This is a genomic window from Amycolatopsis nigrescens CSC17Ta-90 (genome assembly GCF_000384315.1).
Classification (GTDB): Bacteria; Actinomycetota; Actinomycetes; order Mycobacteriales; family Pseudonocardiaceae; genus Amycolatopsis; species Amycolatopsis nigrescens.
Map to the genome: position 1 here is coordinate 1,163,286 of NZ_ARVW01000001.1, position 20,905 is coordinate 1,184,190.

Annotated in this window: 17 protein-coding genes; 7 read left to right on the forward strand and 10 right to left on the reverse strand. The window is 70.1% G+C overall.

What is annotated here, in order from left to right; all coding sequences use genetic code 11:
* Positions 1 to 5 precede the first annotated feature (5 nt).
* Together AMYNI_RS0105350 and AMYNI_RS0105355 are read right to left on the reverse strand one after the other, a co-directional pair.
* A complete protein-coding gene (locus AMYNI_RS0105350; RefSeq protein WP_020666953.1) occupies positions 6 to 896 on the reverse strand; it encodes a serine/threonine-protein kinase in 891 nt (296 codons plus the stop codon).
* Positions 897 to 909: 13 nt separating this feature from the next.
* Positions 910 to 2,694: an N-6 DNA methylase gene (locus AMYNI_RS0105355; RefSeq protein ID WP_020666954.1), complete on the reverse strand. Its 1,785-nt coding sequence runs from the start codon at positions 2,692 to 2,694 to the stop codon at positions 910 to 912.
* Positions 2,695 to 2,776: 82 nt separating this feature from the next.
* On the opposite strand from AMYNI_RS0105355, the gene AMYNI_RS0105360 reads away from it, so the two are divergent.
* Entirely contained in the window at positions 2,777 to 3,517 is a 741-nt protein-coding gene (locus tag AMYNI_RS0105360) for a PP2C family protein-serine/threonine phosphatase (protein WP_020666955.1), read from the forward strand.
* Positions 3,518 to 3,535: 18 nt separating this feature from the next.
* On the opposite strand, the gene AMYNI_RS0105365 is transcribed toward AMYNI_RS0105360, so the two are convergent.
* Complete coding sequence (locus tag AMYNI_RS0105365) at positions 3,536 to 4,186, reverse strand: HD domain-containing protein (RefSeq protein WP_020666956.1); 651 nt, start codon at positions 4,184 to 4,186, stop codon at positions 3,536 to 3,538.
* Positions 4,187 to 4,227: 41 nt separating this feature from the next.
* On the reverse strand, positions 4,228 to 5,100 hold the full coding sequence (locus AMYNI_RS0105370; protein ID WP_020666957.1) for an SRPBCC family protein: 873 nt from the start codon (positions 5,098 to 5,100) through the stop codon (positions 4,228 to 4,230).
* A 96-nt stretch (positions 5,101 to 5,196) separates the two neighbouring features.
* Between AMYNI_RS0105370 and AMYNI_RS0105375 the strand changes: the two genes are divergently transcribed.
* A complete protein-coding gene (locus tag AMYNI_RS0105375) occupies positions 5,197 to 5,523 on the forward strand; it encodes an antibiotic biosynthesis monooxygenase family protein (RefSeq protein ID WP_020666958.1) in 327 nt (108 codons plus the stop codon).
* 273 nt (positions 5,524 to 5,796) lie between these two features.
* Here AMYNI_RS0105375 and AMYNI_RS47030 read toward each other — a convergent pair whose 3' ends face one another.
* Entirely contained in the window at positions 5,797 to 7,083 is a 1,287-nt protein-coding gene (locus AMYNI_RS47030) for a DUF6801 domain-containing protein (RefSeq protein ID WP_020666959.1), read from the reverse strand.
* Between the two features lie 767 nt (positions 7,084 to 7,850).
* Between AMYNI_RS47030 and AMYNI_RS0105385 the strand changes: the two genes are divergently transcribed.
* From AMYNI_RS0105385 to AMYNI_RS0105395, 3 genes are all read left to right on the forward strand, one after another.
* The gene (locus AMYNI_RS0105385; protein WP_020666960.1) at positions 7,851 to 9,056 is read left to right on the forward strand and encodes a PucR family transcriptional regulator; all 1,206 of its coding nucleotides are present in this window, start codon (positions 7,851 to 7,853) and stop codon (positions 9,054 to 9,056) included.
* A 163-nt stretch (positions 9,057 to 9,219) separates the two neighbouring features.
* Positions 9,220 to 10,374: an ROK family transcriptional regulator gene (locus AMYNI_RS0105390; protein ID WP_020666961.1), complete on the forward strand. Its 1,155-nt coding sequence runs from the start codon at positions 9,220 to 9,222 to the stop codon at positions 10,372 to 10,374.
* 46 nt (positions 10,375 to 10,420) lie between these two features.
* Entirely contained in the window at positions 10,421 to 11,875 is a 1,455-nt protein-coding gene (locus tag AMYNI_RS0105395) for a M81 family metallopeptidase (RefSeq protein ID WP_020666962.1), read from the forward strand.
* Between the two features lie 52 nt (positions 11,876 to 11,927).
* Here the strand turns inward: AMYNI_RS0105395 and mbp1 are convergent, their stop codons facing one another.
* The 3 genes from mbp1 to AMYNI_RS0105410 form a co-directional block, all read right to left on the reverse strand.
* The gene (gene mbp1 / locus AMYNI_RS0105400) at positions 11,928 to 12,167 is read right to left on the reverse strand and encodes a microaggregate-binding protein 1 (protein WP_020666963.1); all 240 of its coding nucleotides are present in this window, start codon (positions 12,165 to 12,167) and stop codon (positions 11,928 to 11,930) included.
* Between the two features lie 81 nt (positions 12,168 to 12,248).
* Positions 12,249 to 12,590 carry a histone-like nucleoid-structuring protein Lsr2 gene (locus AMYNI_RS0105405; protein WP_020666964.1) on the reverse strand — a complete coding sequence of 114 codons (342 nt, stop codon included), beginning with the start codon at positions 12,588 to 12,590 and terminating at the stop codon, positions 12,249 to 12,251.
* Positions 12,591 to 12,921: 331 nt separating this feature from the next.
* Complete coding sequence (locus tag AMYNI_RS0105410) at positions 12,922 to 13,764, reverse strand: alpha/beta fold hydrolase (RefSeq protein ID WP_020666965.1); 843 nt, start codon at positions 13,762 to 13,764, stop codon at positions 12,922 to 12,924.
* 88 nt (positions 13,765 to 13,852) lie between these two features.
* On the opposite strand from AMYNI_RS0105410, the gene AMYNI_RS0105415 reads away from it, so the two are divergent.
* The gene (locus AMYNI_RS0105415; RefSeq protein ID WP_020666966.1) at positions 13,853 to 15,190 is read left to right on the forward strand and encodes an aminotransferase-like domain-containing protein; all 1,338 of its coding nucleotides are present in this window, start codon (positions 13,853 to 13,855) and stop codon (positions 15,188 to 15,190) included.
* 73 nt (positions 15,191 to 15,263) lie between these two features.
* On the opposite strand, the gene AMYNI_RS0105420 is transcribed toward AMYNI_RS0105415, so the two are convergent.
* Positions 15,264 to 18,176: an FAD-binding and (Fe-S)-binding domain-containing protein gene (locus AMYNI_RS0105420; RefSeq protein ID WP_020666967.1), complete on the reverse strand. Its 2,913-nt coding sequence runs from the start codon at positions 18,174 to 18,176 to the stop codon at positions 15,264 to 15,266.
* The gene (locus AMYNI_RS0105425; protein WP_020666968.1) at positions 18,173 to 19,339 is read right to left on the reverse strand and encodes a pyridoxal-phosphate-dependent aminotransferase family protein; all 1,167 of its coding nucleotides are present in this window, start codon (positions 19,337 to 19,339) and stop codon (positions 18,173 to 18,175) included. Before AMYNI_RS0105425 ends, AMYNI_RS0105420 begins: the two co-directional genes overlap by 4 nt.
* A gap of 202 nt (positions 19,340 to 19,541) precedes the next feature.
* On the opposite strand from AMYNI_RS0105425, the gene AMYNI_RS0105430 reads away from it, so the two are divergent.
* A complete protein-coding gene (locus tag AMYNI_RS0105430; RefSeq protein WP_020666969.1) occupies positions 19,542 to 20,894 on the forward strand; it encodes an SLC13 family permease in 1,353 nt (450 codons plus the stop codon).
* Positions 20,895 to 20,905: the final 11 nt, after the last annotated feature.

Below are 20,905 nucleotides of genomic sequence, written 5' to 3' on the forward strand. Positions count from 1 at the left end.
CCGATTCAGCGCACGTGGCCGAGGACGCGGGCGTACATCCGGCCGGGGCTCGGGCTGCCGGGCGGGGCGAGAAAACCGGGCAGGTGCGGCAAATCCTCCGCGAACGGCGCCAGGCTGCGGTAGAGCGCGTCCGCGTCCGATGGGCGGTTCGACGGGTCCTTCTCCAGCAGGCTTTGGATCAGGCGGTCCAGCTCGGCCGGCACCCCGGGCACCGGCGACGGCCGCTCCTTCACCTGGCGCTCGAACACCGCGTACGCGGTCGGGCCGGTGAACAGCTGGCGGCCGGTGAGCATTTCGTGCAGCACACAGCCGAGTGAGTACAGATCGCTCTGCGGACCGGCCACCCCGCGCTGGATCTGCTCGGGCGCCATGTAGGCCGGGGTGCCGAGGATCTGGCCCGCCCTGGTGAACTGCGCGACGTCGGCCTCGCGCAGCATGGCCAGCCCGAAGTCCAGTACCTTCACCGCGCCATCGGGACAGAGCATCAGGTTCGTCGGCTTGAGATCGCGGTGGCAGATGGCCAGCTGGTGCGCCGCAGTGAGCACCGCGCAGGCCTGCGCGCCGATGGCGGCGGCCCACGGCACCGGCAGCGGCCCGTACTCGCCAGCCAGGTCGGCCACGGTGACCCCGTCGATGAACTGCAGCACCTGGAAAAGCCGCTGCTCGAAGGTGCCGAAGTCGTAGAGCACCGGCGCACCGGGATGTTCCAGCCTGGCCAGGATGCGGGCCTCCCGGACGAACCGCCGCTCCAGCTCGTCGTCCGGCCCGCCCGGCAGCTGCAGGAACTTGACCGCCACCCGGCGGTCGAGATGCTTGTCGCGCCCGCCGTGCACCGCGCCCATACCGCCCCGGCCGAGCGGGAGCTCGTCGAGCTCGTACCGGTCGGCGATGAGCATCCGCACCTTCCCCCTAGCCGTCCGGCCGGAGATGTCCGTCAATGAGTCCGGCAAAGCCTAGCGTCACCAGCGACTCCCCCAGCGCGGCCGTGGCCCGCAGCGCGTCCTCCAGCTCGATCAACCGGCGGAAGGCGACGGCGTAACCCTGCTGGTCAGCCAGCGGGATGCGCGGGATCCTGGTCCGTCTGACATCGATCCGGCTGGAACCGGACCGGGTGCGCGGCGCCGCCGCCCGCAGGCAGCCCGCCAGGAAGTCCGGGTCGAGATGATCGGGGTCTGTCCGATACCGGGTGAGCGACGGGCCGAGCACCATGCCTCCCTCGTCCAGCATCCTGGCCGCACCGAGCACGGACGCGACCACGTCACCGGGCTCGATCCACACCAGCCCAGGTGCGGCCGAGGTACGCCCGGTCGGCGGCCGGCCTGCGGCAAGGTCGTCCGCGGTCAGCACCGGCAGGTCACCGTCTTCGGCGGGCAGCCTGGCCGGCGCGTGCTCGATACCGAGCAGGCCGGCTTTGACCAGCTCGCCGAGCGTGCCGACCGGCAGCGCCCGCCGCTCGGGCTCCGCCACCAGCGCGGGCGGCGTCCGTCGGAGAGCCTGAAACCGGTGCAGCGCCTCGAGATAGTCCCCGGCGACGGCCTCACCGGGCGGTCGCTGCCCGGCCGGGCTCAGGTCCACGTGGTCGTCCAGCAGGTCGATGATCCGGACCGCGCCGGCCCGCTCCGGGTCTTCGAGATAACCGCGCCAAGCGGACTCCACCGCGGCCAGATTGGGCGCTTCGAACAGCAGCAGCCACGACGGCGGCCGTGCGCCCTCCTCCGGACGGCACAGCACCCACAGGTCCTGGCCGCCCGAAGGCAGCGAGATCACCGCACGCAGCGCGCCCGACCGCAGCAGGTTGCCCCTGATCCGCTTGCCGGGACGGCGACCGGCCGCGGCGGCCGGCATCAGCACGGCGACCTTGCCGCCCGGCCGTACATGCGCCAGGCAGTGCTGCACCCAGGCCAGTTCCGATTCGCCGCGCGGCGGCAGGCCGTGCACCCAGCGCGGATCGCCGGTCAGCTCGTCATAACCCCACGCGCGCTCGTTGAACGGCGGGTCGCAGACCACGGCGTCCGCCAGCTGCCCGGGAAAGGCGTCAGCACGCAGGGAGTCGCCGGTGGCCACCTGGGCATCGACGTCGCGGAGGGCGAGCCGGCAGGCCGCGATCGGAGCGGCCGTGCCGCTCAGTTCCTGCCCGGTCGCCCTGGCCTGCGGCCCGTTCAGCAGCAAGGTGCCGAGCCCGCAGGCCGGGTCGTACAGGGTGCCGCCCGCGGCTGCCACCAAACGCACCATCAGCGCGGCCAGCTCGGGTGGGGTGACCGCCAGCCGCCGCGAGTGCACCTCGAGGTAGCGCTCGCAGAGGAACTCAAAAGCGGCCGCGTGCCCGCGCTCGACGGCCAGCTCGGTGAGCAACGCGACCAGCTCGGGATCGTCGTCGCGTACCTCGTTCCCGTCCCGGCCGTCACGCAGCCGCAGCAGGGTCGCGCCAGCACGGCCGACCCGGCGACCGAGGCTCAGGTCGTCACCGGCCCGGACCAGCTGCCACACCCTGTCCGCGAGCGAGACCCGGAACTCCTTGCCGTTGCGCCGGAGCCACTGCTCGATCTCGGCGAGGGAGAACAGCGGGCTGGACGCGGTACCGCCCACCGGCCGGGGAAAGTCCTCGTGGCGGCGCCGCCAGTTGCTCACCGCGGCGCGGCCGACGTCGACCAGCCTGGCGATGTCGGCGGCGTTCACGGTGGCGTCCTGACTCATGTACTCACCCTAGATCACCGCACAACGCAGGTCCACACCCGTTTTGCTTGTGAACTGAATCAACCACTGATTTACTGGTCGCATGAACAACCTCAACCTGGGCCTCAGCTACGCCGTCGGCACCGACCCCGGCCTGAAACGCCCGCTGAACGAAGACTCGGCGTACGCGAGCCCACGCCTGCTGGCCGTCGCGGACGGCATCGGCGGCCAGCCGCACGGCGAAGTAGCCAGCGCGGTCGCCACCGCCGCACTGTCCGATTTGGACAGAAGCATGGCCGGGTTGGACCTTCGCGGGGTGGATCTGGCGGCCACCCTGTCCGCCGGTGTCGCGGACATCGCCCGGCGGCTGGTCGAGCACGCGCGGCTCGACCCCGCCCTGCACGGCATGGGCACCACGCTCACCGCGATGCTCTGGGCCGGTGGCCGCTTCGCCGTTGCGCACGTCGGCGACTCACGCGGCTACCTGCTCCGCGACGGCGAACTGCGGCAGTTCACCCGTGATCACACGCTGGTGCAGAGCCTGGTGGACGACGGCCGCATCCCGGCGGACGAAGCGGCAGGGCATCCGCGCCGGTCGATGCTGATGCGGGCGCTGCAAAGCGACGGTTCCGGCGAACCGGACCTGTGGTGCGGCGAAGCCAGGCCGGGCGATCGCTACCTGCTCAGCTCGGACGGGCTGTTCTCGGTGGTCGCACCGGACACGATCGCCGAAACACTGTCCACAGCGGCCGAGCGGGAGGCCGCGGTGCGCCGGCTGATCGAACTGGCCAACCAGGCCGGCGGACCGGACAACATCACCTGCGTGGTCGCCGACGCGACCTGACCCAGGGCGAAAAGCCGGCTATTTGCCGGTGGGGGTGGTCCAGCCGCGGCGGTCGGCCTCCGCGATCAGCGCCTGGCCGGCGTCCCAGAGCACGGCGGACGCGTCGCCGATGGAGCTGGTGCGGGCGCGCACGGTGTCCGCGGTCGCGCCGTGGCTCAGCCAGGTGCCACCTTCGGCGATCCAGTTCAGCAACATCGGCTGCAACCGGTCCATCGCCTTGGCGAACCTGGCCTCCGGGGTGCCGCGCGCCTCGAACTCATCCCACCTGGCTCGGAAAAGCGTGGCCTGGTCGGGCGGCAGCAGGCCGAACAAGCGGTCCGCGGCGGCCTCTTCGCGTTCCTGTTGGTCCACGGCGGCGGCCGTGTCGTAGAGCGGGGTGTCCCCGGCGTAGATCTCGACCAGATCGTGCAGCACGACGAGTTCCACGGTGCGCCCGACATCGATCGGTTCGTCCGCGTACTCGGCCAGCATGGTGACCATCAGCGCCAGGTGCCAGGAATGCTCGGCGTCGTTCTCCCGCCGGTCCACGGCCGCCAGCGGGGACTGCCGCAGCACGGTCTTGAGCCGGTCCACCTCGATCAGGAAGGTGAACTGGTCCTTCAGTCGGGATTCGAGCTTTTCGGGCCAGGGGTTGCGTTCGGCCAGCAGGCCGTCTTCGTTGGACGTCACCGGCCCATCGTCTCAGTGCCCGCCGGAGAAGTCGCCGCGGTTTACCGTTCCGGGTCGGCGGGCAGTTCGGTGGTCAGCGGCTGCCACCGCTCACCGAGCTCGTGCATCCGCTTGAGCTCGGCGATCCCGGCCAGCCAGCCGGCCTCGTGCTGCGCGGCGTTGTCCAGTTCGCCCGGCTCGAATCCACTTTGCACAAAGGTGAGCCTGGTGCCGCCGCCGGACTCGGCGAGCTCCCAGCGCACCACCATCTCCCCGTCCCCGTAGGCCAGTTTCCGGCCGGGCTCGAACTCGAAGATCCGGCCGTCCGCGCCGAGCGTCATCCGGCCGCCGAGCCGGGGTTCGACCTCGGCCTCCCAGCCGAACCACCGGCCGATCCGCACCGGGTCGATCAGCGACTCGAAGACCTCGTCCGCGGGGGCGCCGACGGTCACCTCGATGCGGATTTCGGCCGCCCGGTCCGGGCCGAAATCGCACTTAGGCGTCAGCTCACGCCCCTCGACGTACTCCGCGAGCCCGGCGATCGCCAACCCCCAGAAGGTGTGCAGCGAATGCAGCCCGTCACGACGGCCGGTGGGCGCCATCAACTCTTCGAGCGTGGGCGCCCCGTCCTGGACCACGGTGAGCTCGGTGCCGTCCCGCCCGTCCGGAGCCAGCCGGATCTCCGCCGTGGTGGCCTTGCCGTCGAGCGTCCAGGCGAACTTCAGCAGCCGGTCCCGCTCCGCTTCGAGCAGTCGCTGACGGCCGCGTGCACCCTGCGGGGTGTACCGGCCCCAGAACTCGAACCGCCGCTGCGGCAAGGAGATGTCGGCGTACTCGGCCAGCCAGGTGGTCAGCGCGGTGGCCTCGGTGAGGGCCGAGTACACCGCCGGCGGCGTCGCGGCGAGGCGGGCGCGAAGCTGGAGCAGCTCAGTCATAAAGCCAAGTGTTTACGTACAAAACTTCTTTGTCAATACGCTGGCGCCGGATCCTATGCTGACTGCGAAGGGGACCAACGACGAAGAGGAGCACGCATGACCAGCAGCACGATCGACACCGGCGCCGGGGTGATCACCGTGATCAACCGCTTCACCGTGGAGCCGGAGCGTCAGCAGGAACTGGTGGACCTGCTGGTGGACGCCACCGAGACGGTGATCAAGCATCTCCCCGGCTTCATCTCGGCGAACCTGCACAAGAGCCTGGACGGCAAGCACGTGGTGAACTACGCCCAGTGGACCGACCAGCAGTCGCTGCAGGCGATGCTCAGCCACCCGGACTGCCGTCAGCACCTGACCGACGCGGCGGCGATGAGCCACCCGGAGCCGCAGCTGTACACCGTGGCCTCCACGCATCACCCCTGAACCCGGCGGGGACCTCGTCTTGCCGCTTGGGGGCAGAGCGGCAAGACGAGGTTCACCTGGGAGACGAATACGAATTCCCGGAATGCGAAACCCGTATTCTCGAGCCGAGCGAACCTGTCGTCGGGGGGCTGGCCGTTCGCTCTTGTCAGACGATAACGGCACGATCACCGCAATGCAAGAGTTAACGCGGTTTACCTCGGTTTAACAATAGTCAAGAAAGAAACTTGTCACCCGCACGACAAAAGATATCGGATTTATTGTGCCGATCACCGGTCAATCCACCGGACAGGGTCGCGCACCGAAGCAGCGCAGGATCAGCGTGGTGGTCAGCTCGTTGCCCGGCCCGGACACCATGTCGGTGAACAGCGGGTCGAGGTCCTCGGTCACCCCGCAGCCGGCGAACGGCGGCACCGCGAACCCGCTGCCCATCACGGTCGGCGGCGGCGATCCACCGGCGAGCAGGACCGTGCCCTTCAGCCGCAACGAGATCGGGCTCTGCGTGCGGCAGTCGCCGCCGACGTCCAGCGAACGCCCGTCCACCTCGGCGTTGAGCAGCCGGATGAACAACTTGATCGACAGATCCGCGTCCACCACGAAACCCGGCCCCGGGGTGATCTTCACGGTGGCCGCGCCCGAGGCTTCACCATATTGCGTGAATTCGAGCGCACCGGTCACCCGTTCGGCCCCGGGAACGGCGAACGAGCCCGGCTTCACCGGTGACGTGAAGTTCCCGCGCACACTGCCCCGCGGATAGACCTTCGCGTCGAAACGACCGTCGGCCAGCGCGACCACCCCGCCGAGACCGGCGATCCGCGCGAGCCCGTCCACCTCGAGCGACACCGGGATTTCCCCGCCGTCCGCCTGCGGTTCCGGCCTACCGTCCCGGCCGATCTCCACCCCGGACCCGTCCGTCGCCGGCGGCGCGGGCAGTTCGCTGCCGCGCACCGGGATGGCGCCGAGCTCGGCAGGCGGCGCCGGGCCGGGAGTACAGGAAACGGCCTCGGACACCGGCATCTGGTCCCGGAGCCCGTGCACGACGAGCGCAGTGGTGAGCTTCGCGAGTTCAACGGTCAGCCGCCCCGGCCGGTGCGCGATGACCGGCGGCACGGTGCCGTAAACCGGGATCCGCAGCGCACCAGCGGCGGGCAGTGTGGTCAGCGGTATCCGCATCGGTGCGAGCACCACAGCGGTGGCGCCGCCCCCGTCGCGCACGGCGAGTTCGCCGCCCACATGACCTTCCAGCCGGACCGCGCCCCAGTTTCGCAGCGCGTCCACCACGCTCGCCGGCAGCTCCACGGTGAAGACCAGGCCGGTGGCCTGCACCGGCTGCCCGGTCAGCGCGGCCTCCGGCAGGGTCAGCGCGAGACCGACCGGCACCTCGCCGTCGCCCTGCGGGAACCGGCAGGTGCCGCCGCCGTGGCCGCGCACCGGGCCCGCGGCGGCCGGGCCCGCGCTCGCCGTCGCGGCCACCACGGCCAGCGACAACGCGGCGACGGCGAACCGCAGGACCTCGCGCGCACGGCGTGCCTTGGCCACCAGGACACCCTCCTCGAGCGGCATCGGCGCACACCGGAAACGGGGGCGGGCGCGCCGGACCGGACGGCAATTCCGCATGGTGCTCACGTCCACCACGACCGGTGGCCGGATTCCGGCCCGCGTACACCCCCGCGAACGTGGGACCGGGCGGGATATTACTGACCCCCCGCGGTACTGACAAGAGTTTCCAACTTCATGGGAACGAAACCACGATCGGCCGCGAAAAATTGTCACCGGCGTGCCAAAGAGTGTCCCGCGACTTGTGGTCGAGGTGGCCCCGCGACCCGCTGGCCCGACTTCCCCGGAGCCTGACCGTAATTCACCGGCGGAATCTCTTTGAAATGTTTTTCAGGTTCGATCGCCGCACTGGGACGCACGGCAGGCTTTACCCCTTCGGCGGACCCCCGACGGGACCAACGATCAGGACGACACCACACCACACTCCACCGTAAAGCAACTCTGCGTTTGCTATAAGATTCAACAACCAACTTCCGTTCACTCAAACAGGTGAAGATCTGCGACATTTTGCCATTAATCGACGACACTGCCATTGACAGCTCTTTACCCAGAAAATAAATTCACCATTCCACCGGCCGGTCACCACCGGTTGCGACCGACCGTTCTTGCTGCACAGGGGAAGCATGCCGACCGATCTGAACGGCCAGCACCGCCGCGCCAAGCGGCCCAGCGGAACTTCCATCCCGAGCCCGGCGGGCAGCAGGCCGCGCACGGGCGCCAAGGCCCCGGTACCCGCACCGCGGAGAGGCGCCGAAGAGAGCGCGGTACGGGGCATGGAGATCGGCCGCGCCAGCAGGCTGTGGTCCCTGTGGCCGCGGGAGCTCGCGGACGAGTTCCGCCCGCACGCGGACGCCATGGCCAAGAGCATCCTGCAGGAGATCCAGCGCGCGGTACCGGAGTACGCGCAGCCGCTGGAGGGGCTCTTCGGCGAGACCATCACGCTCGGTATCGAGCAGGCGGTGCTGCACTGCCTGGACAACATCGGCGACTCGCGGGCGCCGCAGGACCAATGGGCCGCCATGTTCCGGCGTCTCGGCGAGCTGGAGTTCGGCGAGGGCCGCTCGCTCAACTGCCTGCAGACCGCGTACCGGGTCGGCGGCCGGGTCGCCTGGCGGTACGTGGCGGAGATCGGCCAGATGCTGAACCTGCCGACCGAACTGCTCTGCGTCGGCGCCGAAGCGATCTTCGCCTACGTGGACGAAATGTCCGCTATGTCGATCGAGGGCTATACCCGGGCGCAGCTCAAGGCGACCCGCACGCTGGAGAGCCATCGCCGGCGGTTGCTCGAGGCGATCCTGGCCTCACCCCCGGCGTCGCCGAAGGTGATCGTGAGCCGGGCCGCGGCGGCGGGCTGGGCGGTGCCGGAGCAGATCACCGTGGTCGCGCTGGAACGACTCGCACATCGCCGGTTCGAACCGGCCGCGATCCCGGCCGACGTGCTCTGCGACGTCGAGGCCGAGGAGCCCTGCCTGGTGCTGCCCGCCGGCAGCGCGACCGACCTTCCCGCCGTACTGCAGGGCTGGCGGGCCGCGGTCGGCCCGGTGGTCCGGCTCTCCGACGCGCGCACCTCGCTGCGCTGGGCGAGGCGGACGATCTCCCTGGTGGAACGCGGGGTCGTGCCCGGCCAGCCGGTGACCCAGTACGTCGACCAGCTCCGTTCCCTGTGGCTGCTCGCCGACGAGTTCCTGATCGAGCAGCTCACCGACGTCGCGCTGGCACCGCTGCGCGGCCTCACCGCCAAACAGCAGCAACGCCTCGGCGAGACCCTGCTCGCTTGGCTGGAGACCCGGGGCGGCGCGCCGGACATCGCCGAGGAGCTCAGCGTGCACCCGCAGACCGTGCGCTACCGGATGCGGCAGCTGGAGGAGCTGTTCGGTGCCCGGCTGACCAACGCGGACGACCGGCTGGACATCCAGATCGCCCTGCGCGCCCAGCGCCTGATCGCCGAAGGAGCCACCCCCGCGCGCTCCGCCCCGTGACGATCCGCATTAGTCCGACCATCGAACCAAGGTAGGGACCTCGCCGGACCAAGTTCCGGCCATCGAACCAGCCTGGCTATTGTGCACCGGGTACGACGGTGAAAGCAGGAGGGTTCCCGGCCGTCCCACTTGATTCGACGATCGAACAAAGGTGAGCGCCGCGATGACCGGACAGATCCCCGTAGTGGACGAGCCGGACTCTTCGGCGCACATCCTGCGGCTGGTGTCCTCGGGAGCGGCCGCTTCGCGGTCCGACCTGGCCCGGATCCTCGGCGTCGCCCGTTCCACGGTCTCGCTGCGGGTCCAGGAGCTGATCGACGCCGGGCTGCTGTCCGAGACCGGGGAAGGCCCGTCTCGCGGCGGGCGCCGGCCCCGGCTGCTGCGGCCCAGCAGCGACGGCGGCTTCGTGCTCGCAGCCGATCTCGGGGTCTGCCACGTCCGCCTCGGTGCGGTAGACCTCGGCCGCACGTTGGTGCGCGCGGAGGACTTCGAGCTCGACGTGACCGCGGGGCCGGAGGCCGTGCTGGACGAACTGCTGGCGCTCTCGCTGAAGTTCATCCGCCAGGACGCCCTGCTCGACCGCCGGCTGCTCGGCCTCGGCGTCGGGCTGCCGGGGCCGGTGAACTTCACCGACGGCACCGTGGTCGGCGCCTCGCGGATGCCGGGCTGGCACGGTTTCGGGGTACGCGACCGGCTCGCCGACCGGCTGGAGGTGCCGGTGCTGGTGGACAACGACGCGAACCTGGTGGCGCTTGGCGAGTACCACACCCGCGGCCGGACCGGCGAGAACCTGATGGTGGTCAAGGCGGGCAACGGGATCGGCTGCGGCATGATCTCCGCCGGGCGGGTGCACCGGGGCGCCAGCGGGGTCGCCGGGGACGTCACCCACGTGCGCGTACCCGCCGCCGGGGACCTGCCCTGCAGCTGTGGCAACACCGGCTGCCTGGAGACCATCGCCAGCGGGGGCGCCGTGCTCTCCACCGTGGCCGGCAAGGGCATCGAGATCAGCACCACCGCCGAACTCGCCGGCCTGGCCGCCAACTTCGACCCGGTGGTCACCTCGGTGGTCCGGTTCGCCGGGCGGCAACTCGGCGAGGTGCTGTCCACAATGGTCAACTTCTTCGACCCGCACGCGCTGCTGCTCGCCGGCCGGATGGCCACCATCGAACCCTATGTCGCGGCGGTGCGCGGTGCGCTGTACGAGCGCTGCCTGCCGGTGGCGACCCAGAACCTGGAAATCGGGCTGGCCGGGGCCGGGGCCGACGCCGGGGTGCTCGGCGCCGGAATCCTGGTCCTCGACAACGCACTCACCGGCTGACGTCCACTCCGGACTCAACCCGGACGGAAACCCGGAAAGGCAGGTCATGGCAACCCCGCTCCGCATCGGCATCGCAGGAATCGCCATCGAAAGCAGCACCTTCTCGCCGCACCGCACCGGCCTGGACGCCTTCCAGGTGACCCGCGGCGACGAGCTGCTGGACCGCTACGAGTGGACCAGACCTGGCTCCGGCCTCGACGCGGAGTGGGTTCCGCTGCTGCACGCGGTTTCGCTCCCCGGCGGCGCGGTGGAGACCGAGGTGTACCGGCGGCTGAAGGCGGAGATCCTGGCGCGGATCGCCGACACCGCACCGCTGGACGGGCTGCTGCTGGACATCCACGGCGCGATGAGCGTGGCCGGGATGACCGACGCGGAGGCCGACCTGGTGGCCGACCTCCGGGCAGCGGTCGGCCGGGACGTGCTCATCTCGGCGTCGATGGACTTGCACGGCAACGTCTCACGCGAGTTCGCCACCGCGCTCGACCTGATCACCTGCTACCGGACGGCCCCGCACGAGGACACCTGGCAGACCAGGGAACGCGCGGCCAGGAACCTGGTGACGCGGCTGCGCGAGGGCGGCAAACCGGCGAAGGCCTGGATCCAGGTCCCGGTGCTCCTGCCCGGCGAGAAAACCAGTACCCGGCTTGAGCCGGCGAAGAGCCTGTACGCGCGGATTCCGGAGATCGAGGCACTGCCCGGAATCCTGGACGCCGCGATCTGGGTCGGCTACGCCTGGGCGGACGAGCCCCGGTGCCAGGCTGCTGTGGTTGTCACCGGCGACGACCGGGAACTCGTCCGCGCCAAGGCGCGTGAGCTGGCCGAAGGGTACTGGCGGGCGCGCGCCGAGTTTTCGTTCGTGGCGCCGACCGGCTCCCTGGCCGAATGCGTGGCGAAGGGACTGGCCAGCACCCGGCGGCCGTTCCTGATCAGCGACTCCGGTGACAACCCGACCGCGGGCGGTGCCGGCGACGTGTCCTGGACGCTGCGTGAGCTGCTCTCCGACCCGTCGATCACCGAGGCCGGCGCGACCGTGATCCACGCGAGCATCGTCGATCCGGACAGCGTCGCCGTCGCCGCGAAGGCGGGCGTCGGCGCCGAAGTGAGCCTGTGGGTGGGCGGCAAGATCGACGGCGGCCCGTCCCGCCCGGTCGGGCTCACCGCCGACGTGCACGGGGTGCACCAGGACCCGGTCGGCGGCACCGTCGTGGTGCTCCGGGCCGGCGGGGTCTACTCGATCATCACCGAGCGCCGCAAGCCCTTCCACCACGTGCGCGACTTCACCGACCTCGGCCTCGAACCGGCCGAAGTGGACCTGACCGTGGTCAAGATCGGTTACCTGGAGCCGGAACTGTACGAGCTGGCGGCCGACTGGCTGCTGGCGCTGACCCCCGGCGGGGTGGACCAGGACCTGGCCAGGCTCGGCCATCACCGGATCCGGCGGCCGATGTTCCCCTTCGACCGGTTCGACGCCGAGCCCGGCCTCGAACCGGAAATGCTGTAGACGCAATCCGGCGCCGACGGAAGTTCTCCGTCGGCGCCGGATTTGCGGTCGCCTAGCCTTGCTCGCGCCGCTCACGTGCCTCGTTCGCCGCGGCCTCGGTGCGCGCCCTCTCGGCCGCCGCCTCCTTGTCCGCGACTTCACGCTGCGCTTCGGCCTTGTCCTGCTGGGCCTGACCTTCGCGTTGCAGTGAGTCGTTGCCGCCGAGCACGCCGCCGGCTTCCTTCAGCTTGCCCTTGACGTCCTCGACGACACCCTTCACGCCTTCAGCGGGACCACTGGTGTTGTCTGCCACTGAGCACCTCCGTACGAGTTGCCTGCGCGAACGGGCTACCCGTGGACTGGTGCGGACAAACCAAGCCCCGCGAGAAGGGTGCTACTTCTTGCCGTTGTAGGCCTCGACGACCTCGCTGGGGATCCGCCCCCGGTCCGAGATGTCGAACCCGTTGTCGCGGGCCCAGGCGCGGATCACCTGGTTCTGCTCGCGGTCGGCCGAGGCAGGACGACCGGTGCCGCCCGCCCTGCCACCGGTGCGCTTGCGGCCACCGGAACGCCGAGCGTGCTCGACGTACTGCGCGAGGGCGTCACGGAGCTCGCCCGCGTTGTCCTCGGAGAGGTCGATCTGATAGGTGACCCCGTCCAGAGCGAACTCGACGGTTTCGTCGGCCTCGGAGCCGTCGATGTCATCGACCAGAGAAACCAGAACTTGCTGCGCCATGCTTTCCACCGTTTCGTCACGTACCGAAGAAGTGACGGTCAGGAATCCTCTCGCCCATGCATGGCGGAAGACTCACCCCCGCGGATACCGTGAGCACCCGCTACGACCGACATCTCACAGAATGCCATACATCCCGTTTTCTTCGCTACGCGACGCACCGTCGAGTTCGCGGATCAATCGGCGTCCGAATGGCGGTTCACCCGAAATGGGAAGCGCATGTCGCCCGAATTTCCGGCATTTCCGCAGTACACGATGGTATGGCGGGGGCGAACCGGGCCCGCCGCGGCCACCGGTTGACGTGTCCGAGGCCACCCGCTGGTCAGCGTGTGCGTCACCGGCCGGGCCGGTGCGCGCCGACCGTCTCCAGAAAGCGGGCCGTCACGATGTTGAATGCACTCTCCCGCTCCAGGTTCGGCAGGTGCCCGGCGCCCTCGATCACCGCCAGCTCGGCACCCGGGATCCGTTCGGACATGAACTCGGCATCCGCGACCGGGGTGAATTCGTCCTCCCGGCCGACCACGACAAGGGCCGGGACCGCGATGGCGGAAAGCAGCGCGCTGTAGTCGGGCCGCTCGGCCCTGCCACGCAATGCCGCGGCTGCGCCTTCAGCCGGGGCGCCCGCCATCATGTCCCATACCTGTGCGGCGACCGCCGGCAGTGTCCGAATGTTGTCCGGAGCCACCATTTTGGGCAGTATCTCATTCGCATAACCGGTCATGCCCTCGCGGACCAGCCGATCGGCCAGGTCGTAGCGGGCCTGCCGGCCGGGGCCGGTCTCCGCCTGCGCGAAGGTGTCCGCGAGCAGCAGGCCGCGGACCCTGTCCGGGAACAGCCGGTAGAACTCCAGCACGATCTGGCCGCCCATGGAGAGGCCGCCGAGCACGATGTCCGCCACCCCGAGCAGGTCGAGCAGGGCGGCCAGGTCCTCGGCGAACGTGCTGAGGCTGGTTTTCCCCGGCACCACCGTGCTTTCCCCGTACCCGCGCAGGTCCGCCGCGAGCACCCGCCTGCCGGTCCGGCCGAACCGCTGGACCTGCGGGCGCCACATCGACCGGTCGAACGGATGGCCGTGCACCAGCACCAGCGGCGGCTCAACATCGCTACCGGCGCCGACGGCACTGCCGCCCAGGTCGTCGTATCCGACGGTGATCCCGTTGACCGAAGCCTTGCTCACGTCTGTTCCTTCCCGACACCGCCTTGACGTCTCGAGGCTATGCCGGGCAATATCTCGGTGCAATAAGGACAATGTACTCGGAGCAATAATGGACGACTACCGGCTGATCGCGGACGCCATCGCGCGCGACATCGCGGCCGGGCGGCTGCGACCCGGCGACCGGCTGCCCCCGCAGCGCCGGTTCGCCAGGCAGCGCGGCATCGCCGGCTCCACCGCGGCCAGGGTCTACGGCGAGCTGAACCGGCGCGGGCTGGTGGCGGGCGAGGTCGGCCGGGGCACTTTCGTGCGCACCGGCAGACCACCGGTGGAGACCGCGCTCAGCGAACCGGCCGCGGCCAGGGTCGACCTGGAGCTCATCCTCCCGGTGCTGCCGGAGCAGCCGGCCCTGCAGGCGCAGAGCCTGGCGCCGCTGCTGACCGCCGGCCCGATGTCCACCGTGCTCAGCCCGGTCGGGGTGGCCGGCACCGGCGCCGCCCGCGAAGCCGGTGCGGCGATGCTCTCCAGGGCGGGCTGGCGGCCGAGCCCGGCGCGGCTGCTGTTCGCCGGCAACGGCCGGCAGGCGATCGCCGCCGCGGTGGCCGCGCTGGTCCCGGTCGGCGAACGGCTCGGGGTGGACACGCTCACCTATCCGCTGGTGAAAGCCATCGCGGCCAGGCTCGGCATCGCGCTGGTGCCGCTGGAGTCGGACGAGTACGGCCTGAGCCCGAGTGCACTGAGGTCCGCACATCGGCTCGGTGCATTACGAGCCGTCTATCTCCAGCCGACCCTGCACAATCCGCTGGGCGTCACGATGGCTCCGCAGCGGCGGGCCGAGCTGGCGGAAACGCTGGACGAGCTGGGCCTGCCCGCGATCGAGGACAACGTGCACGCCTTCCTCCGCGACGACCTGCCACCGCTGGCCGCCTTGCTGCCGGAGCGGGTGATCGTGGTGGACAGCCTGTCCAAGCGGCTTTCCCCGGGCCTGACCCTCGGTTTCCTGGTCGTCCCGGAAGCCGTCGGTGCCCAGGTGGCGAGCGCGCTCCGGTCCGGCACCTGGACCCCCGGCCATTTCGCGCTGGAGGCGGCCACCCGCTGGATCACCGACGGCACGGTCACCGCGATCGAGCGGGGCAAACGACGGGACGCGGTGAGCCGCCGGAAACTCGCCGGCGAACGGCTCGCCGGTTTCCGGCTGCACGGCGACGCCCACGCCTACCACCTCTGGTGGGAGCTGCCCGAACCGTGGCGCGCGGAGACCTTCGTCGCGGCCGCGGCCAGGCACGGCATCGCGCTCAGCCCCGCCGCCGCCTTCGCCGCCGGGTCAGGGCACGCGCCGAACGCGGTGCGGGTGGCGCTGGCCAGTCCCCCGCCGGACGTACTGGTCACGGCGCTGGACCTGCTCGCCGCCCTGGCCCGCGCCACCCCCGAAGACACCACCGCCGAGTAACCCGCGAAAGGGCAAATAGCCGGCTATTTGCCCCAGCGCGCCAGGGCGAAAAGCCGGCTATTTGCCGGTGGGGTCACTCGTGGAGGGCGGCGAGGACGAGTTCGACGGGGTGCCAGGCGGTGCGCTCGGTGCCCTGCGCGATCTGCTGGCGGCAGGAAACCCCGGTGGCGGCCAGGATCGTGCCCCGCGGCTCGGCCTCGATCGCGGGGAAGAGCCGGTCCGCACCGACGTTCATGGAAATTTCGTAGTGCTCCGCCTCGAACCCGAACGAACCGGCCATCCCGCAGCAGCCTGCGTCCAGCTCCACCACCTCCGCACCGGGAATTCGCTTCAGCAGGGCCATCGTGGCCGCGGTACCGACCTCCGCTTTCTGATGGCAGTGCCCGTGGAACAGGATCCGCTGACCGGCCGGCCAGCCCGTCCCGGCCAGCCGCAGGGTCCCGTCGTCGATGGCCTCGGTGAGCAGCTCCTCGATCTGGCGCACCCGCCCGGAGACGTCCAGCACCCTGGGGTCGCCGGGCAGCATCGAGCGGATCTCGTCCTTGAGGGTCATCACGCAGGACGGTTCGCAGCCCACGATCGGCGAGCCGGGCTCGGCATCCGCGGTCAGCGCGTCGACCAGCCGCCCCGCCTTGCGTTTCGCGTCGTCCACCAGTCCTTTCGACAGGCTGGAACGGCCGCAGCAGCCCTCCGCGCCGAGCCGCACCTGCCAGCCGGCCCGTTCCAGCAGCCGCACCGCGGCCTTGCCGATCCTCGGTTCGGTGTAGGTGGTGAACGAGTCGGCCAGGAAGGTGACCGTTCCCCGTGACGCCACATAATTCGGAGTCGACCGGCGTCGGCGGAACCAGCGGATCAGGTGCCCGCGCTGGAACTTCGGCAGCGGCCTGGCCGCGGTGATGCCGAGGAAGCGTTCCATCAGCCGTCGCAGCGGCGGGATCCGGCCGGGCAGGTTGGACAGCGGCGCGGTGGCCGAACCGAGCCGGTTGAGCCAGCGGATGCCGCCGAACACCCTGGACCGCAACGGAACGCCGTGCAGGTCGTGGTGGTGTGCAAGGGTCTCGCTCTTCAGCGTCGCCATGTCGACACCCAGCGGGCATTCGCTCTTGCACGCCTTGCACATCAGGCACAGGTCGAGGATCTCGTGCAGCCGCTCGTCGCCGAGCGCGGCCTTCGGGTCCGGTTCGGACAGTGCCTTCACCAGCGCGTTCGCCCGGCCGCGGGTCGAGTCCTCCTCCTGCCGGGTGGCCATGTACGACGGGCACATCGCGCCGGTGTCGCTCTTGCGGCACAGGCCGATGTTCATGCACCGGTCCGCGGCGCCCCGCATGCCGCCGACCACCTCGAAGGACAGCTTGGTGCGGATCGGGGACGGCTCGGGCAGCGCCGGGTCGCGCAGGTGGTCGGTCATCGACGGCGCGTCCACGATCTTGCCCGGGTTCATCCGGTTCCGCGGGTCGAAGACCCCCTTGACCGCACGCATCGCCTGGTACAGCTCGTCGCCGAAGATCTCGCGGTTGAACTCGCTGCGGGCCAGGCCGTCGCCGTGCTCGCTGGAGTTGACCCCGCCGTACTCGGCGACCAGGTCCTTGACCTCTTCGGCCACCCGCCGCATCTTCGCCACCTGGCCGGGCACGGTGAGGTCCACGAACGGCCGGACGTGCAGGCAGCCCACCGAGCAGTGGCCGTAGAACCCGGCCTCCAGCTCGTGCCGGTCCAGCACCTCCTTGAACCTGGCGGTGTACTCGGACAGGTGCACCGGATCCACCGCGGTGTCCTCGACGAAGGCCAGCGGGCGGCGGGCGCCGACGCTGGCCGCCATCAGCAGCCCCAGGCTGGACTTGCGCACCTTCATCAATGCGCCCTGCTGCGCGGGGGTCACCGCGCGCAGGGTGTGGTAGCCGTGCCGGTTCTTGCGCCACAGCGCGGTGAGCCGGTCCAGGCCGGCGAGCAGTTCGCGCTCGTCGTCCCCGGTGAAGGTGACGAACAGCAGCGCATCGGGGTCGCCCTCCAGGATGGTGCCGAGCGACGCGTACTCGATCTTCTTGCGGGACAGGTCGAGGATGGTCCGGTCCATCAGCTCGACCGCGGCCGGCTCGCAGGACAGTGCGTCGCCGGTGGCCGCGATGGCCGCGGCGGTGGAGTCGAAGTGCCCGACCGCGATCACCGTGCGACTCGGTTTCGGCACCAGGCCCACCGTCGCGGAACCGGTCACGACCAGCGTGCCCTCCGCGCCGACCACGAACTTCGCCAGGTCGAAAGGCTCTGTTCCGGACAGCACCGCGGGCGCCAGCCGATCCAGCCGGTAGCCGCCGGCCCGGCGCCAGAACGCCGGGAACCCGGTCTCGATCGCGGCCCGGTTCTTTTCCACGATCGTCGGCAGCTCGCGGTAGAGCGCGCCTTCCAAGGTGCGCGAGCCGGCGCGTCGGGCCCGCTCGGCGGCGTCGACCGGGCCGAACCGCGCGGTGGTGGCGTCGGCCAGTACCACGTCGAGTTCCTGGACGTGGTCGATCGTCATGCCGTAACGCACCGAGCCGCTGCCGGCCGAGTTGTTGCCGATCATGCCGCCGATGGTGGCGCGGTTGCTGGTGGAGGTGTCCGGGCCGAACATCAGGCCGTGCGCCGCGGCGGCCCGGTTGAGCTGGTCCTGCACCACTCCCGGCTGCACCACCGCGGTCCGCGACTCGGGGTCGAGCTCGATGATCCGGTTCAGGTGCCGGGAGAAGTCCAGCACCAGACCGGGTCCGATGGTCTGCCCGGCCAGGCTGGTGCCCGCACCCCTGGGCACCAGTGGCACGCCGTGCGCGGCGGCCGCGGAGACGGCGGCCGCGATGTCGTCGGTGTCGCGCGGGAAGACCACCCCGAGCGGCGTGATCGAGTACATGCTGGCGTCACGGGAGAACAGGTGCCTGGTGTAGTCGTCGAACTTGACCTCGCCGCGGAAGTCCTTGCGCAGCAAGCTTTCCAGGTCCCTGGCGGCCGGGGTCACGGTGCGCCCAGCACGGTGAGGGCGGCGTTCAGCCCGCCCCGGTCGATCGGCACCCCGGTGAGCTCGAGGCCCATCTGCACCCCGGCCAGTGTGCCGGCCAGGGTGAGGTCGTTGAAGTGGCCGAGATGGCCGATCCGGAAGATGCGGCCGCGCAGCTTGCCGAGCCCGGCACCGAGCGACATGTCGAACCGGTCCAGGATCACCTCGCGCACCTTGTCCGCGTCATGCTCCTCCGGCAGCAGGACCGCGGTCAGCGAACCGGAGTGCTCGCGCTCGTCGGCGCAGAGCACCTCCAGCCCCCAGCCCCGGACCGCGGCGCGGGTGGCCTCGGCATGGCGGGCGTGACGGGCGAACACCTGCGGCAGCCCTTCCTCCTCCAGCATCCGCAGGGCTTCACCGAGGCCGTAGAGCAGGTTGGTCGCCGGGGTGTACGGGAAGGCGCCCTGCCTGTTCGCCGCCAGGATCGGGCCCCAGTCCCAGAACGATCTCGGCAGCCGGGCGTTTTCGCTGGTGCGCAAGGCTTTCTCGCTCACGGCGTTGAAGCTCAGGCCGGGTGGCAGCATCAGCCCTTTCTGCGAGCCGGCGACCGTGACGTCCACGCCCCATTCGTCGTGCCGGTAGTCGATCGAGCCCAGTGACGAAATGGTGTCCACCAGCAGCAGGGCCGGATGACCCGTTTCGTCGATCGCCGCGCGCAGTTCCGGGATCCGACTGGTGACCCCGGTGGAGGTCTCGTTGTGCACCACGCAGACGGCCTTGATCCGGTGCTCCGGATCGGCGCGGAGCCGTTCGGCGAGCACCCCGGGATCGGCGCCGTGGCGCCAGTCGCCCGGTACGAAATCAACCGACAAGCCCAGTTTTTCGGCCATTTCTCGCCACAGTGTGGCGAAATGGCCGGTTTCGAAACCGAGCACCAGTTCGCCGGGGCTCAGCGTGTTCACCAGCGCCGCCTCCCAGGCGCCGGTGCCCGAAGCGGGATAGACGACCACCGGGCCCGCCGCGCCGAAGACCGGTTTGAGGCCTTTCAGCAGTTCCGTGGTGAGTGCCGCGAAATCGGGCCCGCGATGGTCGATGGTCGGCGCCGCCATGGCCCGCAGCACCCGGTCCGGAACGTTGGTGGGGCCGGGAATCTGCAGGAAATGCCGACCAGTGGACTGCGCCATCTTGACTCCGTTCGACGCTGGACTGAAGCCTGGTATTCCACATAGCGGAAAAACAATACCGCCTAGTGGATAGAGCCTAAACCCGCCCGACCCGCTTCGCCAACCCTTTTGCAATGCTAATCAACCCTTGACGCTGGATGTGTCGTGGACCATAATTCCTCTCTGCGAGACAAGGTTTCCGGAATGTGGAAGCGAGCCGCAGATGTCAACGCAGGTCATCTCCATCATCGGTCTGGTACTGATTTTCCTACTGGCCACTCTGCGCTCGGTGAACATGGGCGCGGCGGCCTTTCTGGGCACGTTCGCCATCGGCACCTTCATCTTCGACGAGAGCGCGGACGATCTGCTCGCCGGTTTTCCCGGTGACCTGTTCGTCGTGCTGGTCGGGGTCACCCTGCTCTTCGCCATCGCCAAGAACAACGGCACGGTGGACTGGCTGATCCACGCCGGGGTGCGGCTGGTCCGCGGTCGGATCGCGCTGATCCCCTGGGTGATGTTCGGGGTGACCAGCTTGCTCACCATGGTCGGCGCGGTGGTGCCCGGCGCGGTGGCGATCATGGCGCCGGTCGGGCTGAACTTCGCCGTGCGCTACCGGATCAACCCCATGCTGATGGGCCTGCTGATCATCAACGGCGCCAGCGCTGGCGGCTTCTCCCCGATCAGCATCTTCGGCAGCATCACCAACGGCGTGGTGTCGCGCAGCGGCCTCGCCGCCAACCCCGGGCTGCTGTGGGCGAGCTCGTTCGGCTTCAACCTGCTGCTCAGCGTGGTGGTGTTCTTCCTGTTCGGCGGCAAGGCGCTGCTCCGGCAGCAGGTGCGGGTGACCGAAACCGCCCGCGAGCGGACCGAGGTGACCGTCGGTGGCGGCACCTCGACCGGCACCGGCGTGACCGTGCCCGCCACCACCATCTCCGGCTCGGCCGGTGACTCGACCGGCAGTGACGAGCCGGTGACCACCCTGGACCTGCAGCGCTGGCTGACCCTGATCGGCCTGGTCTCGCTCGCCGCCGGCGCACTGTTCTTCGGGCTGGACGTCGGGCTGCTGTCGATCAGCATCGCCACCCTGATCTGCCTGATCTCGCCGCAGGCCACCAAGGCCTGTGTCGCGCAGGTGGCGTGGCCGACCGTGCTGCTGATCTGCGGGGTGGTCACCTACGTCGGGCTGATGGAACGGATCGGCACCATCGAATGGCTCGGCGACAAGGTGGCCGGCATCCCGGTGCCGCTGCTGGGCGCGCTGGTGATCTGCCTGATCGGGGCCGCGGTGTCCGCCTTCGCCTCGACCACCGGCATCCTCGGCGCGCTGATCCCGCTGGCGGTGCCGTTCCTGCAGGCCGGCCAGCTCGGCGCGGTGGGCGTGATCATCGCACTCGCGCTGTCCTCGTCGATCGTGGACTCCTCACCGTTCTCCACCAGTGGCGCGCTGGTGGTGGCGAGCACCCCGCAGGAACGCCGCGACCAGGTGTTCCGCGGGCTGATGCTGTGGGGCATGACCATGATCGTGGTGGCGCCGCTGACCACCTGGCTGCTGTTCGTGCTGCCCGGCTGGCTGTGACGCGAGCCGGG

Excerpts from the sequence above, each read along its gene's own strand:
- AMYNI_RS0105350 (WP_020666953.1), bottom strand. The coding sequence starts at position 896 with ATGCTCATCGCCGACCGGTACGAGCTCGACGAGCTCCCGCTCGGCCGG.
- AMYNI_RS0105355 (WP_020666954.1), bottom strand. The coding sequence starts at position 2,694 with ATGAGTCAGGACGCCACCGTGAACGCCGCCGACATCGCCAGGCTGGTC.
- AMYNI_RS0105360 (WP_020666955.1), top strand. The coding sequence starts at position 2,777 with ATGAACAACCTCAACCTGGGCCTCAGCTACGCCGTCGGCACCGACCCC.
- AMYNI_RS0105370 (WP_020666957.1), bottom strand. The coding sequence starts at position 5,100 with ATGACTGAGCTGCTCCAGCTTCGCGCCCGCCTCGCCGCGACGCCGCCG.
- AMYNI_RS0105375 (WP_020666958.1), top strand. The coding sequence starts at position 5,197 with ATGACCAGCAGCACGATCGACACCGGCGCCGGGGTGATCACCGTGATC.
- AMYNI_RS47030 (WP_020666959.1), bottom strand. The coding sequence starts at position 7,083 with ATGCCGCTCGAGGAGGGTGTCCTGGTGGCCAAGGCACGCCGTGCGCGC.
- AMYNI_RS0105385 (WP_020666960.1), top strand. The coding sequence starts at position 7,851 with ATGGAGATCGGCCGCGCCAGCAGGCTGTGGTCCCTGTGGCCGCGGGAG.
- AMYNI_RS0105390 (WP_020666961.1), top strand. The coding sequence starts at position 9,220 with ATGACCGGACAGATCCCCGTAGTGGACGAGCCGGACTCTTCGGCGCAC.
- AMYNI_RS0105395 (WP_020666962.1), top strand. The coding sequence starts at position 10,421 with ATGGCAACCCCGCTCCGCATCGGCATCGCAGGAATCGCCATCGAAAGC.
- AMYNI_RS0105405 (WP_020666964.1), bottom strand. The coding sequence starts at position 12,590 with ATGGCGCAGCAAGTTCTGGTTTCTCTGGTCGATGACATCGACGGCTCC.
- AMYNI_RS0105415 (WP_020666966.1), top strand. The coding sequence starts at position 13,853 with ATGGACGACTACCGGCTGATCGCGGACGCCATCGCGCGCGACATCGCG.
- AMYNI_RS0105425 (WP_020666968.1), bottom strand. The coding sequence starts at position 19,339 with ATGGCGCAGTCCACTGGTCGGCATTTCCTGCAGATTCCCGGCCCCACC.
- AMYNI_RS0105430 (WP_020666969.1), top strand. The coding sequence starts at position 19,542 with ATGTCAACGCAGGTCATCTCCATCATCGGTCTGGTACTGATTTTCCTA.